General features: G+C 32.6%; 16 protein-coding genes. 15 read left to right on the forward strand and 1 reads right to left on the reverse strand.

Translation table 11 applies throughout. From position 1 onward, the window contains the following. The 13 genes from ACODSI_RS05995 (at window position 1) to ACODSI_RS06055 (ending at window position 15,134) form a co-directional block, all read left to right on the forward strand. Window positions 1-1,095 carry a glycosyltransferase family 4 protein gene (locus ACODSI_RS05995; protein WP_488915927.1) on the forward strand — a complete coding sequence of 365 codons (1,095 nt, stop codon included), beginning with the start codon at window positions 1-3 and terminating at the stop codon, window positions 1,093-1,095. After that, window positions 1,092-2,303 (forward strand): glycosyltransferase, encoded by a 1,212-nt coding sequence (locus ACODSI_RS06000; RefSeq protein WP_488915928.1) that lies wholly within the window; start codon window positions 1,092-1,094, stop codon window positions 2,301-2,303. Before ACODSI_RS05995 ends, ACODSI_RS06000 begins: the two co-directional genes overlap by 4 nt. A gap of 27 nt (window positions 2,304-2,330) precedes the next feature. Next, entirely contained in the window at window positions 2,331-3,434 is a 1,104-nt protein-coding gene (locus tag ACODSI_RS06005) for an EpsG family protein (protein WP_488915929.1), read from the forward strand. Window positions 3,435-3,436: 2 nt separating this feature from the next. Then, entirely contained in the window at window positions 3,437-4,363 is a 927-nt protein-coding gene (locus ACODSI_RS06010; protein ID WP_488915930.1) for a glycosyltransferase family 2 protein, read from the forward strand. Next, the gene (locus ACODSI_RS06015; protein WP_488915931.1) at window positions 4,364-5,341 is read left to right on the forward strand and encodes a DUF6625 family protein; all 978 of its coding nucleotides are present in this window, start codon (window positions 4,364-4,366) and stop codon (window positions 5,339-5,341) included. After that, window positions 5,319-6,314, forward strand: coding sequence for a glycosyltransferase family 2 protein (locus tag ACODSI_RS06020; RefSeq protein ID WP_488915932.1), 996 nt, complete (start codon window positions 5,319-5,321; stop codon window positions 6,312-6,314). Before ACODSI_RS06015 ends, ACODSI_RS06020 begins: the two co-directional genes overlap by 23 nt. Before the next feature lie 11 nt (window positions 6,315-6,325). Continuing rightward, complete coding sequence (locus ACODSI_RS06025; protein ID WP_488915933.1) at window positions 6,326-7,468, forward strand: glycosyltransferase family 4 protein; 1,143 nt, start codon at window positions 6,326-6,328, stop codon at window positions 7,466-7,468. A gap of 71 nt (window positions 7,469-7,539) precedes the next feature. Continuing rightward, window positions 7,540-8,142, forward strand: coding sequence for a sugar transferase (locus tag ACODSI_RS06030; RefSeq protein ID WP_488915934.1), 603 nt, complete (start codon window positions 7,540-7,542; stop codon window positions 8,140-8,142). Next, window positions 8,132-8,743 carry an acetyltransferase gene (locus ACODSI_RS06035; RefSeq protein WP_488915935.1) on the forward strand — a complete coding sequence of 204 codons (612 nt, stop codon included), beginning with the start codon at window positions 8,132-8,134 and terminating at the stop codon, window positions 8,741-8,743. Before ACODSI_RS06030 ends, ACODSI_RS06035 begins: the two co-directional genes overlap by 11 nt. Next, window positions 8,743-9,873, forward strand: a complete 1,131-nt coding sequence (locus tag ACODSI_RS06040; RefSeq protein WP_488915936.1) for a DegT/DnrJ/EryC1/StrS family aminotransferase — start codon at window positions 8,743-8,745, stop codon at window positions 9,871-9,873. The genes ACODSI_RS06035 and ACODSI_RS06040 overlap by 1 nt, the downstream gene beginning before the upstream one ends. Before the next feature lie 86 nt (window positions 9,874-9,959). After that, complete coding sequence (locus ACODSI_RS06045; RefSeq protein WP_488915937.1) at window positions 9,960-11,900, forward strand: polysaccharide biosynthesis protein; 1,941 nt, start codon at window positions 9,960-9,962, stop codon at window positions 11,898-11,900. 73 nt (window positions 11,901-11,973) lie between these two features. Further along, on the forward strand, window positions 11,974-12,741 hold the full coding sequence (locus tag ACODSI_RS06050) for a polysaccharide biosynthesis/export family protein (RefSeq protein ID WP_488915938.1): 768 nt from the start codon (window positions 11,974-11,976) through the stop codon (window positions 12,739-12,741). Window positions 12,742-12,743: 2 nt separating this feature from the next. Next, window positions 12,744-15,134, forward strand: coding sequence for a GumC family protein (locus tag ACODSI_RS06055; RefSeq protein ID WP_488915939.1), 2,391 nt, complete (start codon window positions 12,744-12,746; stop codon window positions 15,132-15,134). Between the two features lie 2 nt (window positions 15,135-15,136). Here the strand turns inward: ACODSI_RS06055 and ACODSI_RS06060 are convergent, their stop codons facing one another. Further along, entirely contained in the window at window positions 15,137-15,874 is a 738-nt protein-coding gene (locus ACODSI_RS06060; protein WP_488915940.1) for a tyrosine-protein phosphatase, read from the reverse strand. A gap of 145 nt (window positions 15,875-16,019) precedes the next feature. Here ACODSI_RS06060 and ACODSI_RS06065 point away from each other — a divergent pair, with 145 nt between their 5' ends. Beyond that, a complete protein-coding gene (locus ACODSI_RS06065; protein WP_488915941.1) occupies window positions 16,020-16,889 on the forward strand; it encodes an ABC transporter permease in 870 nt (289 codons plus the stop codon). Then, window positions 16,889-18,160, forward strand: a complete 1,272-nt coding sequence (locus ACODSI_RS06070; protein ID WP_488915942.1) for an ABC transporter ATP-binding protein — start codon at window positions 16,889-16,891, stop codon at window positions 18,158-18,160. Before ACODSI_RS06065 ends, ACODSI_RS06070 begins: the two co-directional genes overlap by 1 nt. Window positions 18,161-18,170 lie beyond the last annotated feature (10 nt).

The raw sequence follows: 18,170 nt of genomic DNA on the forward strand, positions 1-18,170 counted from the left end.
ATGAAATTACTCTACATCACTAATGCCATTAACGGTGCCGGCGGACTAGAACGGGTCTTGGCTATTAAAGCCAGTTATCTTGCTGAGGTATTGGGGTATGAGGTTCATATTGTAGTACTCAATCATAAAAATGTACCATTATTTTATGAATTTAGTTCTAAAATTACATTGCATTCTATTGCCGTGTTTGGAAATCCATTGAACTATATTAAGCAGTATGTTTCTGGAATAAAAACAGTAGTCAAACAAGTCAAACCGGATGTGATTTCTGTTTGTGATGATGGATTAAAAGGCTTTTTTGTACCCAAATTACTTTCTGGAAAAACACCCATTATTTATGAGCGTCATGTTTCTAAAATAATAGAATTGGGAATTAATCCTTCTTTTGTTAAAAAAACTAGCACTGCGGTTAAATTTTTATGCATGAATTATTTGGCCAAAAGTTTTGATCGTTTTGTAGTGCTTACGCAAGATAATATTGCCGAATGGAATCTAAAGAATATAACCATCATTCCAAATCCGCTATCGTTTTATCCAGAGGAATCATCCAATTTACAAAATAAAAAGGTAATAGCAGTAGGCAAGCAAGGCGTTCAGAAAGGATACGATCGCTTGCTCAATTCCTGGAAAATAGTGCATGATAAACACTCCGATTGGGAATTGATTATTTATGGTGAATTTGAAGTTTCTGGAAACTTGATGGAGCAAGCCAAACAATTGAATATTGAAAAATCGGTTCATTTTTATAAACCGGTAAAGAATATAAAAGAACAATTTTTAGCCTCGGATATTTTTGCTTTTTCTTCAAGATTTGAAGGTTTTGGAATGGTTCTAATTGAGGCGATGGCCTGCGGTGTCCCTTGTGTTTCGTTTGATTGTCCTTGCGGTCCTAGTGAAATAATTAAAAACAATGAAGATGGTTTTTTAGTTGAAAATGGAAATGCTCAATTATTTGCAGAAAAAGTACTGCAACTCATAGAAAATCAAAAGTTGCGAATGGAAATGGGAGCGAAAGCCAAAGAAAATGTCAAGCGATTTTTACCAGAATATGTAATGCCACAGTGGGATAAACTTTTTAAAGAGCTGCAGCAATGAGAAAGATTCTTTTAATTATGCCTTACGGAAGTGTGGGCGGAATGGAGCGTTTGGCTCTTAATTTTTATAATCAATATAGAGAAGATGGTTATGAAGTTAAAGCCGTTAAAATAATCCAACTGCAATCGGATATTATTCATTTCGGAGCTGACGAAATAGCACTTTCAACCATCGATTTTAATGAAATGTCTTTCTTGAAACGATTTTGGTTTTATATCAAAATTCCATTTATTCTTCGAAAAATTATCAAGCAAAATCAGATTACACATTCTATAGCTTTTGGTGATATGGCTAATGTTTTCAGTTCCTTAACGTTTACCAAAGAATTTAAAATAGCGAGTATTCATGCACTTAAAAGTGTTGAGTTTACTTCAAAGTCATTCTTGAATTCGGTTTTTAAAAAAGCCTTTCAAACGTCGTACCGCTATTTTGATAAAGTAGTTTGTATCAGTGAAGCGATTCAAAAAGATTTGTTAGAAAAGTGTAATTATAAGTTCCCGAAAAATCTACAAGTGATTTACAATCCGCACAACATCAAACAAATAGAATTACTGGCCCAAGAACCCTTAGATTCTCCTTTTGAAGAGGCATTGTTCTCTAAAAAAGTAGTCTTGTTTCTCGGACGTTTATCGCTTCAAAAAGCACCTTGGCATTTGATAAAAGCGTTTAGTTTGTTACAAAATGAAGAAAATTCCATCCAGTTAGTATGTATTGGAGATGGCGATCAGCACATGACTGATTATTTGGATGCATTGATAGCAAAATTGCAGATTACAAAAAATGTTACTTTTTTAGGAAGAAAATCAAATCCGTATAAGTATTTAAAAAAAGCTTCTGTTTTAGCATTATCATCTTACTATGAGGGCACTCCCAACGTAATTGTAGAAGCCATTGCTACCGAAACGCCAATAGTTTCCTCTAATTGTACTGGCGGCATAGTTGAATTGATGAGCGTCAATGAAAAAAAAGAAGTACAAAATTATATCGAAACAGAAAGCGGTATCATTACGCCTAATTTTTTTAAAGGAAGTTTGTTATTTCCTGAAAATGATGATTTTACCGATGAAGAGTCTATATTTGCTTCTGCATTGCATGCTGTAATGAAGGATGCCCAATACCAAAACCGATTAATTTCTGCCAAAAATATACTTCTAGATAAATTTGATTTAAAAAGAATTTCATCCAAATATTTGATTGAAATTCATTAGTTTTGATTAATAAAATAGAAAAACCCCTTGAATACACTAGTACCTACTTTATACTACAGCCTCTTTTTTAACATAGTATTACTTTGTTTTATGCTTGTTGTATTGAGTAAATCATACAGTGTAGCATTAGAAGATTCGGGTAATTTAGCGGCTAAAAAAAATCTAGGTTTTATTATCTTAATTTTTTTGATTTTTTTCCTTGGATTACGACCAATAAGTTTTGCATTTGGCGATATGGCTAATTATGCCATTGATTACAATCATTACAGAGATGGGTCACCTTTAATTCAAAACAAAGACTTTTTGTTTGAGAAATTCATGCAAATATCGTCTCACTATTACTCAGCGTCATTGTTTTTCTTTATTTGTGTGTTACTTTATGTGCTGCCGTTATATTATTTTTCTCGCTCTGTTTTTAAAGATTATTGGTTTTATAGCTTTTTCATTTTAGTCATTTCATTTTCTTTTTACACGTATGGCGTTAATGGAATTCGTAACGGAATTGCAAGTTCTATTTTTTTATTAGGAGTTTCTAAAAAGAGAAAAATAAGCGTTTTACTTTGGTTTTTACTGGCAATTTCCATTCATAAATCCTTACTCATACCAAGTATTGCTTATGGACTCACATTTTTTTATAAAGACTATAAAAAATACCTTTTTGTTTGGATTATTTGTATTCCGCTGTCTTTAGTTTTAGGAAATTATTTTCAAAATTTCTTTCTTTCTATCGGATTAATTGACCAACAAAGAGCCATCGGATATTTATCTGGAGATCAAAAATATTTGGATCAATTGGAAGGTGTTAGAGTAGGTTTTAGATGGGATTTTCTGTTGTACAGTGCTTCCGGAATAATAGCTGGATGGTATTATATTGTAAAAAAGAAATTTGAAGATGTTTTTTACACGCAATTGTTTTGTATGTATACGGCTGCCAATGCTATTTGGGTTTTGGTAATTCGATCCAATTTCTCTAACAGAATAGCCTATCTTTCTTGGTTTATGTTAGGAGTGATTATAATATATCCTTTGTTAAGGAACAAACTATTTGCAGAGCAACACAAAGTAATAGGTAAAATTTTGTTTGTGTATTTTGCGTTTACTTTTTTCATGAATGTACTGTTAGCCAAATAAATATGAAAACCATTACCGTTTTTACGCCAACTTTTAATAGAGCTTTTTGCTTGGGTGATTTGTATCAAAGTTTGGTGCGTCAAACCAATACCGATTTTTGTTGGTTGATCATTGATGATGGTTCCTCCGACCAAACCGACGTTTTAGTTCAAAGTTGGATTGCCGAAAATAAAGTTGAAATCACCTATGTTTATAAGGAAAATGGCGGCATGCATACGGCACACAATACCGCCTACGATCATCTAAAAACAGAATTGAGCGTGTGTATTGATTCGGATGATATGATGACCGATGACGGAATAGAGAAAATTCTTGATTTTTGGTCTAAAAACAAAACAGAAAATTGTGGTGGAATTTATGCTTTAGATATTGATAAACAAGGAAGCATTATTGGTGAAAAATTTCCAGACGATTTAAAATCTTTTAAAGGATGGGGCAGTAAGGTGATTTTTTATGGTGAAAACAATGAGAAGTCGGTGCAAATTAAAGGCGATAAAAAGTTTATAGCCGTTACTAAAGTTTTAAATCAATACCCCAAAATACCTGTTTTTGAAGGCGAAAAATATTACTCCTTGTATTACAAACAGCATTTCATAGAACGCGATTATTTTATTTTAATCTTGAACGAACCGGTTTGTATTGTAGAATATTTAGCCGATGGCTCCAGTGCAACAATGTTCTCACAATATGTTAAAAATCCAAAAGGATTTCAACATTTACGCTTGTTGATGATGAACATGGCGCCTAGTTTTAAAATTAGATTTACGCAGGCCATTCATTATGTGAATTCTTGTTTGATTTTGAAGCAATTTAATTTTTGGAAAAATAATCCAAACAAACTGCTGGTGACTGTTGCCATGCCCTTTGGTATTTGTTTGTATTTTTTGACACAGTATAAAAATAAACAACTTTTGAAATCGAAAAAATAGATGAAAACAGTTCTTATTTTGCCTTATTTTGGAAAGTTTCCCAATTATTTTAACTTGCACTTGCATACCATAAAGGCCAATCCAACAATGCAGTGGCTTTTGTTTACCGACGATAAAACCAATTACAATTTTCCGAGTAATGTTACTGTTGTATCCATATCTTTTGAAGAAATACAACAACTGTTTCAATCCAAATTTGATTTTAAAATAGCCTTAGATTCGCCTTTTAAACTGTGTGATTTTAGACCTGCTTTTGGCTATGTTTTACAAGAATATTTGAAAGATTATGACTATTGGGGACATTGTGATCCTGATATTTTATGGGGAAATTTTAATGCGTTGATAGATTTCAATGCCTTAAGTACGTTCGACAAGATTTTTTGTTTTGGACATCTAACGTTTTATAAAAACACCACTCAAAATAATCAACGATTTCTGTTGCCTATTGCTGGTGAAGAGCGGTATAAAAAAGTGTTTTCTCATCCCATTGGTTTTGCCTTTGATGAAAAGTTTACTAAAAGTATTAATTCATTATATCAAGAGAATAACATTCCAATTTTTCTGGATAATCTAGTGGCTGATGTTGATTCGTATCACACCAATATGCGGCTCACAACCTATAACCCTTTAACCAACAGTTATTCTTTAGAACCTATAAAAAAGCAACTTTTTGTATGGGAAGAAGGTAGTTTGTACCGATATCATATTGATAATGGGATGCTTGTGAAAAAAGAGTTTTTGTACATCCATCTTCAAAAAAGAAAAATGAATGAACATTTTAATCTCACGTTTCCGAATCGAATTTTGATTTCGTACGATAGTTTTACCGAACTAAACGAACCTATAACAATAGCTAACTTTAACCGTCATTACAAAAGCAGTGGCTTCAATAAGCAATACTTTAAAGTCAAGTGGAATAGCTTTAAATACAAACTCCAATTCAAAGACTATTTTTATGGTTCCAAAAAAAATATTTAGCATCATAATACCAGTTTATAATGTTGAAGGGTATTTGAGTCAGTGCGTACAATCAATTTTGAATCAGTCTTTTTCAGATTTTGAATTGTTGTTGATTAACGATGGTTCGACCGATACTTCTTTGAAAATTTGTACTGATTTTAAAAAAAATGACTCACGCATCATTGTTATTGACAAAGAAAATGGCGGTGCTTCGAGTGCTAGAAATGAAGGAATCCAAAACGCAACTGGCGAATACCTCATTTTTGTAGACAGCGATGATTTTATTGAAAGCCAAAATTTATTATCGGAATTACATTCTAAAATAGTACAAAATGCCGCTGATGTTGTTTTGTACAGTGGAAAAAATTATAATGTTACCACCAATTCGTATACCATTTCTAGAGGGAATTACAATTTAGAATTAATCTCTAAATTTGATTATTTAGCTACGATTGATTATTTGATCAATGCGACTTTATTTCCTGGTTCGGCATGGATTTTTACAGTAAAAACTTCTGTTGTCAAACAAAATAATCTTTCTTTTAGGACTCAAATTATTGCAGAAGACATCGACTGGGTGACTAAGGTGTTTAAAAATTGTACGACAATCGATGCCGTTAATGAGGTATTCTATGTCTACAGAAAAAATCAAACTAACTCTGTTACCGGAACCGCTGGTGTGAAAGGAGTTACCAGCATTATGTCAATTATCGAGGATTGGTATCCAAAATTGTCAAAAACAAATGCATTAGATCGTTTTTTATTACACAATTTAGGCTATTATTATTTTACATCGCTAGTGTTATTTGCCAAAATTTCGAAAAACGAAAGAGCTCATTTGGCTTCACGAATGAAGGCAAATTTTGAAGTAACACAATTTGTTCGAACCAAAAAATTGAGAGTGTTACGCATCTTTTGTCAGGTTTTTGGAGTACATTTAGTTTCCAAAATAATATCGGAGTTATACTATATCAAAGAACGATTGGTTTAAAAATATTAGATTTGAAAAAGCTTATACGTACCGCTACTGTTGCTATGTCCTTAGATATTTTACTCAAAGGGCAACTGGCTTATTTGAATCAAAAATTTGAGGTAATTGCGGTATCGGGTCAAGATGCACATTTAGAAACGGTGGCCAAGCGCGAAGGTGTCAAAACCGTAGCTGTGTCAATGAGTCGAAGTATTTCGCCAATAAAAGATATGGTTTCCTTATTAAAATTGTATTTTTTATTCCGAAGAGAAAAACCTTATATCGTACATTCTATAACACCAAAAGCAGGATTGCTATCGATGACGGCAGCCTATTTTGCTGGGGTTCCCGTGCGTATACATACTTTTACAGGTTTGATTTTTCCGAGTAAAACAGGAATGTTACAGCGTGTTTTAATAGCCATGGATAAATTAGTGTGCTTCTTTGCCACAACGATTTATCCTGAGGGAAATGGGGTGAAGAATGATTTGATCCATTATAAAATTACAAAAAAACCTTTGCACATCATTGCTAACGGAAATGTTAACGGAATAGATGTGGATTATTTTCATCCCAACTCCGTTTCAGAAATTGAAAAAGAAACTTTAAGGAAAGAGCTCGACTTTTTGGAAACCGATTTTGTGTTTGTATTTGTGGGAAGATTGGTAAAAGATAAAGGCATCAACGAATTGATTGAAGCTTTTGAGGTGTTGTCTCACAATAATAAAGCCGTTAAGTTGCTGTTGGTAGGCCCGTTTGAATCTGATTTAGATCCATTGAAAGAGTCAACAGTACAAGCTATAGAATCCAATGGGTCTATAGTTTCAGTTGGTTTTCAAAACGACATTCGACCTTATTTGGCAGTTTCTAATTGTCTCGTTTTTCCGAGTTATCGCGAAGGATTTCCCAATGTAGTTTTGCAAGCTGGAGCGATGAATTTACCTAGCATAGTTTCGGACATTAATGGTTGTAACGAAATAATTCAGGACGCTAAAAACGGAATCATTATTCCAGTAAAAGATAGTGTTGCCATACTCAATGCGATGCAATTAGTATATAATGATGCCAATTTTTACCACGCTCTAAAAGTCAATTCAAGACCACAGATAGTAGCATTATACGAGCAAAAGATTGTTTGGGAAGCACTGGTGGATGAGTATGAAAAAGCCTTGTAAAATCATAATGTAATTCTAAGTATTTGTAGTTCGTATTCAAAAAAATAACTATTTTTACAAAAATGTTTTTAATGTATACTTCTGTACTGAAACCAACTTTTGACTTCCTTTTTGCGCTACTCGGTTTGATAATTTTATCTCCGATTTTCTTGTTAGTAACCTTGTTTTTAGGTATTGCAAATGAAGGAAAGCCTTTTTTTGTTCAACCTCGTCCAGGCAAAAAAGGTAAGGTTTTTAAGATTGTCAAATTTAAAACCATGAACGACAAAAAAGATGCTTCTGGAATCTTGTTGTCTGATGCCGAACGACTCACACGAGTTGGAAGTTTTGTTCGTAAAACTTCATTAGATGAGATTCCACAGTTGTTTAATGTTTTAAAAGGCGACATGAGTTTGATAGGGCCGAGGCCTTTATTAACCCATTATTTACATTTGTATAATGCATTTCAGATGCGAAGACACGATGTGAAACCGGGTATTACAGGATGGGCACAGGTTAATGGAAGAAATGCCATTTCATGGGATAAAAAATTTGAATATGATGTTTGGTATGTCGATCATGTTTCGTTTTTATTGGATGTAAAAATTCTAATTAAAACAATATTCAAGGTCTTAAAAAGTGATGGAATTAATGCAGAAAATGCAGCAACTATAGAACCGTTTGATGGAAAATAACATATTACTTTATGGGGCTAGCGGTCATGGAAAAGTGATTGTTGATATTTTGCTTGCCAGTTCGGTAAATATCACCGCAATTATTGATGATCATCCTAAATTTGAGCATGTTCTTGGAATACCAGTTGTTTTCTCTTCCGAATTTGATCTCAGTACGATTCAGAACATGATCATTTCAATAGGTAACAATCGGGTTCGACAAACTATATCGAGTCAAATAAAAGTGAATTACCCTACAGCAATTCATCCCACAGCGATACTTTCTAAAAGTGTTGTTGTTGGTGAAGGCACCGTAATCATGGCAGGTGCTGTTTTAAATCCAGAAGTTAGCATAGGAAAGCATGCTATTGTTAATACAGGAGCCATCATTGATCACGATTGTGTTATTGATGATTTTGCACATATATCTCCAGGAGCTTCGTTAGCCGGTAATGTGAAGGTAGGTGAAGGAACTCATATCGGTATTGGAGCTACTGTAATTCAAGGAATAACTATTGGAAAATGGGCTACTATTGGTGCTGGAGCAGTTATTATTAAAGATGTTCCAGATTTTGCAGTAGTAGTTGGTAATCCAGGTAAAATAATAAAATACAAACAATAATGAACATGTCTAAAATTTGGCTTTCTTCTCCACATATGGGAGGAAACGAACAACATTATATTAAAGGAGCTTTTGATGCCAATTGGGTAGCGCCGTTAGGACCCAATGTTACTGGTTTTGAAAACGATTTGGAACAATATCTCAACCAGAATGTTTTTGTTGGAGCTTTGAGTTCGGGAACGGCAGCGATTCATTTAGGTCTAATTTTATTAGGCGTTCAAGCTGGTGATGAGGTGATTTGTCAGAGCATGACTTTTTCTGCTTCTGCGAATCCCATTGTATATTTAGGAGCAACTCCGGTTTTTGTTGATAGCGAATCCCAAACTTGGAATATTTGTCCGAATGCCCTTGAAGAAGCAATAAAAGACAGAATTTCTAAAGGTAAAAGGCCAAAAGCGATAATCGCGGTACACTTATATGGTATGCCTTTTAAAGTAGATGAAATTCGAAGTATAGCTGATCGATATGAGATTCCCATTTTAGAAGATAGTGCCGAAGCCTTGGGAAGTTCTTACAAAAACCAAAAATGCGGCACCTTTGGCGATATTGGGATATTGTCGTTCAATGGAAATAAAATTATCACGACTTCTGGAGGTGGAGCTATTGTTACGAAAACCAAAGAGCTTCAAGAAAAAGCTGTTTTTTTAGCCACTCAAGCTCGTGATGCTGCACCACATTACCAGCACAGTGAAATAGGATATAATTATAGAATGAGTAATATCTGTGCCGGAATAGGTAGAGGACAAATGGAGGTTTTAGACGATCATATTGAAAAAAGAAGAGCTATGCACGAATTTTATGTAGCCCTTTTTTCTTCTAATGATGCGATTTCTGTTTTTTCAGAACCTGATACTAATTTTTATTCCAATCATTGGTTGACGGCTATTACTATTGATAGTGACAAACAAGGTAAATCTCGAGAAGACATGAGGTTGTTGCTCGAAAAAAATACCATAGAAAGTCGTCCGTTGTGGAAACCAATGCATTTACAACCCATATTTCAATCGGCTCCTTATTATGGAGGAAGCATAGCAGCACATTTATTTGATGTTGGTTTGTGTTTGCCTTCAGGATCTAACTTGTCACATGAAGACAAAGAAAGAATAAAAATTAGCTTAAAAGAATTTTAAGTTTTTTTTAAGAACTTTTTTTTAGTTATTTTTACTCCATTGAAAATAAATACGCTTTGAATCAACCTACTCGAAATAATTTGTTTTTGGATTTAATTAAAACTTTTTCAGATGTAAATACTGAATTTAGTTTTAGAAATTTAAGTTATTTGCCCCGATGGATTATACTACTAATTGATTTGTCAGTTGTTTTATTCTCGGGTATTTTGACGTATTTTTTATTTCAAGGACTTCGATTGAATTACATTCCAAAAGAACATATTCCTTTTGCTATCACATTTGAAGTCTTTGTAAATGTCTTTTTTTTCTGGATTTATCGAACGTATTCAGGTATTATTAGACATTCTTCTTACATAGACGCGCTGAAATTGTTCTTTTCACAATTCTCTACGTTTGCTGTATTGTTAATTTTAAACTTTTTTGTAATATTATTAGACAAACCCAAAGTTTATTTAACTACTGGAGCCTTTATTAGTGCTGTTTTATCGTTTAGTTTTTTGTTTTTTTATAGAATAATAGTAAAACAAATATTTGAACTGTTGTTTAAAAATGCCAATACTACGAAAAAGACTACAGCTATAATCTATGGAACAGATGCCAATGCTTCGGCAGTAGCTAACGCTTTAAATGCAGAGGAATTGGGCAGGTTTAAATTGGTTGGTTTTATTGATAAATTCAATCAGAATTCGACCAAAAGGATTTTGAATCTACCTATTTTCCAAATCAAAAAAAGCATACCCGTTTTAATGCGTTCCAAAAAAGTTGAAGCATTAATCATTGCCGATAAAAGTTTGACCAAAGAAGAGCGATCAGTATTGGTAGATGAGTGTATAGAGTATGGTTTTAAAGTGTATACACTGCCTGTTGTTTCCGATTGGGATGACCAAAAAGAAATCACTAAAAACATCAAGAGTTTTGATATTTTAGACTTGTTGGAACGTAAACCTATCGTATTGAATACCGAGTCTATTTCTGCAAAACTAAATGGAAAATCTATTTTAGTTACTGGAGCAGCAGGTTCTATAGGAAGTGAAATTGTCAGACAAGTATTGCATTTTAATCCAAGTAAGATTATTATTTTAGATCAAGCAGAGACACCTCTTAATTCATTATCCCTTGAAATCAATGGGATGAATCTCTCTGTCGCAGTAATCAATGTTATTGCCGATGTTCGAAATTATGAGAATTTAGATACAATTTTTAATACTTATAGGCCCGACGTAGTCTATCATGCCGCTGCATATAAGCACGTTCCGATGATGGAAGAAAATCCAGCTCAAGCCATTTTTACCAATGTTTTGGGGACAAAAAATGTTGCTGATTTATCAAATAAATACCATGTGGAGCGATTTGTTATGGTGTCTACCGATAAGGCTGTCAACCCTAGTAGTATTATGGGTGCCAGTAAACGAATTGCTGAAATGTATGTTCAGTCAAAACATTTTAAACATAAAAAAAACAACTCTGAGCGGTACACCAAATTCATAACTACTCGTTTCGGAAATGTATTAGGTTCTAATGGTTCGGTTGTGCCCTTGTTTACCAAACAGATATTGGAAGGCGGACCCATAACGATAACTCATCCAGAAATTATTCGGTATTTTATGACCATACCTGAAGCTTGTCAGCTGGTTTTAGAAGCTTGTTCGATGGGAGATGGAGGAGAAATTTTTATTTTTGATATGGGAAAACCAGTCAAAATTATTGATTTGGCCAAAAAGATGATTCGATTGGCAGGTTTCATTCCTGAAAAGGAAATAAAAATAAAAATTGTAGGACTACGTCCTGGTGAAAAATTATACGAAGAACTTTTAAATGATTCAGCTAAAAATTTGGCAACTCATCATGAAAAAATTATGATTGCAGTTGAAGTTTGTGATGAATTTATTGTAGTAAATCAAAGTGTAGAAGAGCTTATTGTAATAGCTTCTTCGGGTGATTTAGAAAAATTAGTATCAAAAATGAAAGCCATAGTGCCAGAATTTAAAAGCTTAAATTCAATTTTTCAAACGCTAGATGTTAACTAACCTAAACTAATACTGCCTCGAAATAAAGCTTTATTTAAAAGTCTTTAATATATTTGTAAAAATTAAAAAATAAATGAAAAAGTATTTTGTCTACTTATTATTACTAATCTTGGTTACGTCTTGTGTTTCAAAAAAGAAAATTGTATATTTTCAAGGCAATCAAAATTTTAATAATACTTCCAATAACTATGAGCCAATAATTCAGAATGATGATATGCTGTATATCAATGTTTCTTCTTTTGAACCAGAAGCATCAGCACCATTTAATCTAGAAACTCTTGGTGTAGACGAAAAAAAAGACAACAACACTACTGCCAGTAATTTTTTGATTCAAAAACAAACGTATCTTGTAGATAATAACGGAAATATTGAGTTTCCAGTAATAGGAACAATAACTGTTGCCGGATATTCAATAATCAATCTTAAAGAAGTTTTAAAGAAAAAGTTGGCACTTTACATTAAAGATCCAGTAATTAACATTCGCATTGTTAATTTTAAAGTTTCGGTTTTAGGAGAAGTTGTAAAGCCAGGAACAATCACATCTGACAGTCAAAGAATTACTCTGGTTGATGCTTTGGCGAAAGCAGGAGATTTGACGATATTTGGAAAAAGAGAGAATATTTTGATAGTTAGAGATTATCAAGGAATAAAAACCTACAACCGAATTGATATTACCAAAGCAGATTTTGTCAATTCTCCGTTCTATTATTTAGATCAAAATGATGTTGTATATGTAGAACCTAGTAACGCAAAAGTAGGGTCGGCAACGTTTGGTACTAATTTCGCTTCAATTGTTTCATTACTTGGTCTTGGATTGACTATTGTATTAATATTAAAATAAATATGCAGAATACGCCACTACCAGTTGGAGAGTCAAATCATGCTCATAACGAGTTTAATATTAAAGAGCAAGTCTTTAATTATCTAAGATATTGGAAATTATTTTTGATTCTTGTAATTGCTTCCCTTTCATTAGTACATCTTTATTTAAGGTATTACATTCCTCAATATGGAGTTGCTTCTTCTATATTAATTAAAGATGAGAAAAAAGGAGGAACAAGTGAACTTTCAGCCTTTAGCGACCTAAATATATTTTCAGGGAAAAGTAACGTTGAAAATGAAATAGCTGTTTTAAAATCGAGAACTTTAGCTCAAAATGTAGTTAAAGAATTGGATTTGGAAACTGCTTATTTTAGCGAAGGAAGAGTTGTATTTAGAGAAATGTACAAGACATCGCCAGTTAAAGTGCTCTTCTTCAATAAGGATGAGAATTATTATCAAAAAGATACTTCATTTGTAATAAGTGTAATTGATAGAAACTATTTTTACCTTTCAAATGATGCTAAAAGCAGCAAGTTGAAATATCGATTTGGTCAAAAAATAAAATCTTCGCTAGGCCTTTTTTCTGTTTTTCTTAACAAGGAAGTGAAGAAATTGGATGAAATCGATATTCATTTTATAAAATATAAATTAGAAAGTAGAGCTTTAAGTTTTTCTTCTAAACTGGTAGCCACATCGCAAGAAAAAACAAATGTTATCAGTTTGTCTATAAATGATGAAATTTCAGAAAGAGGTGTTGACTTTCTTAATGTATTAGTGAAACAATACAACGAAGATGCGATAACCGATAGAAATTTGGTCGCCAATAACACCAAAGATTTTATCGATCAAAGGTTAGAAATTATTTCTAAAGAGTTGGATGACGTTGAATCGGAAGCTGAAAATTATAAAAAACAAAATCGATTAACAGATTTACAAGGTGATGCTGAAATTAATTTGAGCAAAGCTGAAGATTATGATAAATCGTTAATTGCAATTGAAACCCAGTTAAAGGTGGGTCAATTCATGCTTAATGAAGTTGAGCGTGTTAAACAATTTGAATTGATTCCAACTGACATTATTAATTCTACGGAGACGTCTGGTGAGTACATACAAATGTATAATGCATTAATTCTGGAAAGAAAAAAAATCACCAACAGTGCTAAAGACAAAAATCCTAGAGTTGAAAATATAGATGTGAGGCTCACGGCTTTGAAAACTAATATTATTGAAAGTTTGAAAAGTAGAGCGGCCGATTTGAATATTAACAAACAAGAACTATTAAACCAAAAACGAATTTTTGATGGTAAAGTAGGACGTGTTCCTACCCACGAAAGAATTTATAATGGTATTGATAGGCAAAAAGGAATTAAGCAATCCTTGTTTTTATATCTATTGCAAAAAAGAGAAGAAACGGCAATCTCGCTAGCAGTGACATCACCAAAAGCAAAGATTATTGATTATGCTTATGTAACAGGGCCTATTTCTCCCAATAGAAATGTATTTTATTTAGGTGCTTTTGTATTAGGAATGTTAATTCCAATTTTGTGTATTTATTTAATTCAGTTGTTTGATACCAAAATAAAATACAGACAAGATATTGAAGGAAATGTATCTATTCCTTTCTTAGGTGATTTGCCAAAATCGACCTCAAATGAAGAAATTATTAAATCGAATAGTCGATCGAGTTCTGCGGAAGCGATTAGAATGATCCGAACTAATCTAGAATTTATGTTGGCGAATGTGCCAGAAAATAAATGTAAAACAATATTTATAACATCGTCTATTCCTAAAGAAGGAAAAACGTTTTGTGCGATCAATCTGGCTACAACAATAGCATTGTCGGGTAAGAAAGTCTTAGTTATTGGGCTGGATATTAGAAATCCAAAATTAGATCAATACATCGACTTGCCTTCTAAAGGTCTTACAAATTACTTAGCTAAACCTAACGATAGTATCTTAGATTACATTGTTAAAGTTAAAGATTTTACTAATTTCTATGCCTTGCCATCGGGAGTAATTCCACCAAATCCAGTTGAGTTACTTATGAATCACAAACTGACTCTGATGTTTGAAGAGTTGAAATCACAATTTGATTACATAGTTGTCGATACAGCTCCAGTTAGTGTTGTGACTGATACGTTCTTAATTGCTAAAAATGCCGATTCATTTGTATATGTCATGAGAGCTAATTACTTAGATAAAAGAATGTTGAAATTTGCAGAAACATTATACAAAGATAATAAACTGCCTAATATGTCCATTTTGTTAAACGATACTGAAATAAAACAGTCTTCTTACGGATATGGTTACGGATATGGTTACGGTTATGGCTACGGTTATGGTTATGGAGTGGAAGAAAAGAAACAATCGCTAATAGATAAACTAAAAGCTATTTTTCTGAAAAATAAATAATACTACAATTTAAAAAACAAATTGTTTTGAATTACCTCTTTTAAAGCATCGAGGTTTTTCAAGACAATTTTTTTATTAAAGAACTCTACATGTTTAGTGTGATGCACATCGGATCCTACATAATCGATAAAATTATTTTTCAATAAATAATCGGCTGTTTTAGAAACATTGACGCCATAATATCCCGCACAGGACAATAAATTTAACTGAAATAAACAACCAGCACGTTTCAATTTTTTATAATCTTCAAGGGAATGATGGTAAAAATTATAACGTTCAGGATGGGCTAAAATAGGCTGATATCCTGCTACCTGTAAATCAAATAATATGTCAAAAAGTTGTAAAGGCGGATTTAAATAAGACATTTCAATTAAAACATAATTTTCTTTTAAAGTTAAAAGTTTTTCGTTTTGAAATAGTTTATTAAAATTATCATCCAACATATATTCTGCAGCGACTTGGAATGAATTATTAATACCGTTTGATAGTAATTGAGCAGTAGTGTTTTGATGGTTTTCTTCTATAATTGTTCTTGAATTTTCCCAAACGTGATGCATTACATGCGGAGTGGTAATGAATTCGTGAAATCCAAATTCTTTTAACACAGTAATTAGTTCTAAAGTGTCTTCAATCGACTTGCTTCCATCATCAATTTTTGGAAGTAAATGCGAATGTATGTCAACATATCCCGAAGGTATAATATCTCTTAAAGAGGTCTTATTTTTAGTAAAGAAAAGCAAAATAGGTTTATTTTTTACACAAGGTAACAAATATAAATTAAAACAAAGTTTAACGAAATAGAATTATGTTAAATTACTATATTTGTTTTTTTTAAAATCGGCTTACTTCAAAGCCTATTTAACATAAACTTTTCGATACAATTAAATGAAATCTACCGAAGAATCAAACGATTGGGATTTAGTCATAAAAGGGCATTCGTCTCTTTTTGATGTTAATTTTAAAGACCTTTGGCGTTATAGAGACTTGTTATACATGTTTGTAAAAAGAGACTTCGTGAGTTTTTATAAACAAACCATACTTGGGCCTCTTTGGTTTTTTATACAACCCATATTTACCACCATTGTTTTTACGTTTGTTTTTGGAAATTTAGCTGGAATAAGTGCTGATGGATTACCCAAACCCTTGTTTTATTTGGCCGGAATTACTTCTTGGAATTACTTCTCTGATTGCTTGGTTAAAACCAGTACCGTTTTTAAAGATAATGCAAGTATTTTTGGTAAAGTCTATTTTCCAAGATTAATTATGCCCCTAAGTATAGTGGTGAGTAACTTGGTTAGGTTTGGAGTTCAATTGATTTTGTTCTTTTTTATGATGTTATATTTTTATTTGTTTCCAAAAGATGGGGCGAGTTTTCATATCACACCTGCCATTCTATTTTTTCCAATTTTAGTGATTCTTATGGCTTTGTTAGGGTTAGGATTAGGACTAATTATTACTGCGATTACTACCAAATATAAAGATTTGACTTTTTTAGTTTCTTTTGGCGTACAACTACTAATGTATGCTACAACCGTTATCTATCCATTAAGTTATGCCGAAGAGAAGGGATATAGTAAATGGGTAAATCTCAATCCAATGACCGGAATTATTGAGGCCTTTAGATATGCTTTTTTGGGTAAAGGCGAATTCTCATTAGAAAGTATTAGTTATTCAATACTTATGACTTTTGTGTTTTTGTTTTTAGGAGTGTTAATTTTTAATAAAACGGAGAAAAACTTCGTAGATACCATCTAATGAGTAAGCCAATTATAAAAGTTGAAAATCTATCAAAAGCCTACCAAATTGGACAAATTGGTTCTGGAACTTTATCTAAAGATATTGATCGTTTTTGGCAAACAAAAATTTTAAGAAAAGAAGATCCTTTTTTAAAAATAGGTGAAACTAATGATCGAAGTAAAAAAGGCGCTAGCAATATAGTTTGGTCTTTAAAAGACATCAATTTTGAAATCAATCAAGGTGATGCTGTGGGTGTAATTGGAAAAAATGGTGCCGGAAAAAGTACATTGTTAAAATTACTTTCTCGAGTTACAAGTCCTACAACCGGAGAAATTAAAGTGAAAGGAAGAATTGCTAGTTTACTAGAAGTAGGTACTGGCTTTCATCCCGAACTTTCAGGGAGGGAAAATATTTACCTCAATGGAGCTATTCTTGGAATGCGCAAAAAAGAAATTACAAGAAAACTCGATGAAATAATCGATTTTTCAGGAGTTGAACGTTATATTGATACTCCAGTAAAGAGATATTCTTCGGGCATGTATGTGCGCTTGGCTTTTGCAGTTGCGGCTCATTTAGAAAGTGAGATTCTTATTGTTGACGAGGTTTTAGCGGTTGGAGATGCCGAATTCCAAAAGAAATGTTTGGGTAAAATGGGTGATATTTCTAAAGGTGAAGGTAGAACAGTGTTGTTTGTAAGTCACAACATGGCGGCTGTTCAAAATTTGTGCAATAAAGGTATTGTATTAGACAATGGACAAATTGCTTTTCAAGGCGCTTCTGATAAATCCATTCAAGAATACCTCAAAAATAGTGCTAACATTAAGTCTTTGAAAGACTACCAACAACGAAGCGGAACGGGTAAAGTTAAAATTGTAAATGCTACTATTTACGGAGAAAATAAATCTTTAGAACCGCAACTTGGGCAACCTTTTCACATCGAATTTGATATTGATAATCCGGATCAAATTGATACATCAAAATTTAGATTTGATTTAAAAATCGATGATAACCTTGGGCAGCGATTGATATGGTTGAGTGACTCAATTTATGAGAAACCAGTAATTCAAAATTTTAATAAAGTAATTTTTAAAATTGATAAATTAATACTGAATCAAGGAGGTTATTACATCAGTACCGATATTTATGTAGATCGCAGAAGAGCCGATTGGCTTCAAAATGCTATATATTTTGAAGTTATGGATGGCGATTATTATAATACTGGTAGAAATGTACCAGTAGAAGAAAGTAAATTATACATCGATTTTGATGTGAATTTTTACAATAAATAAGATGTGTCTC

It is taken from the genome of Flavobacterium sp. FG139, assembly GCF_057809695.1.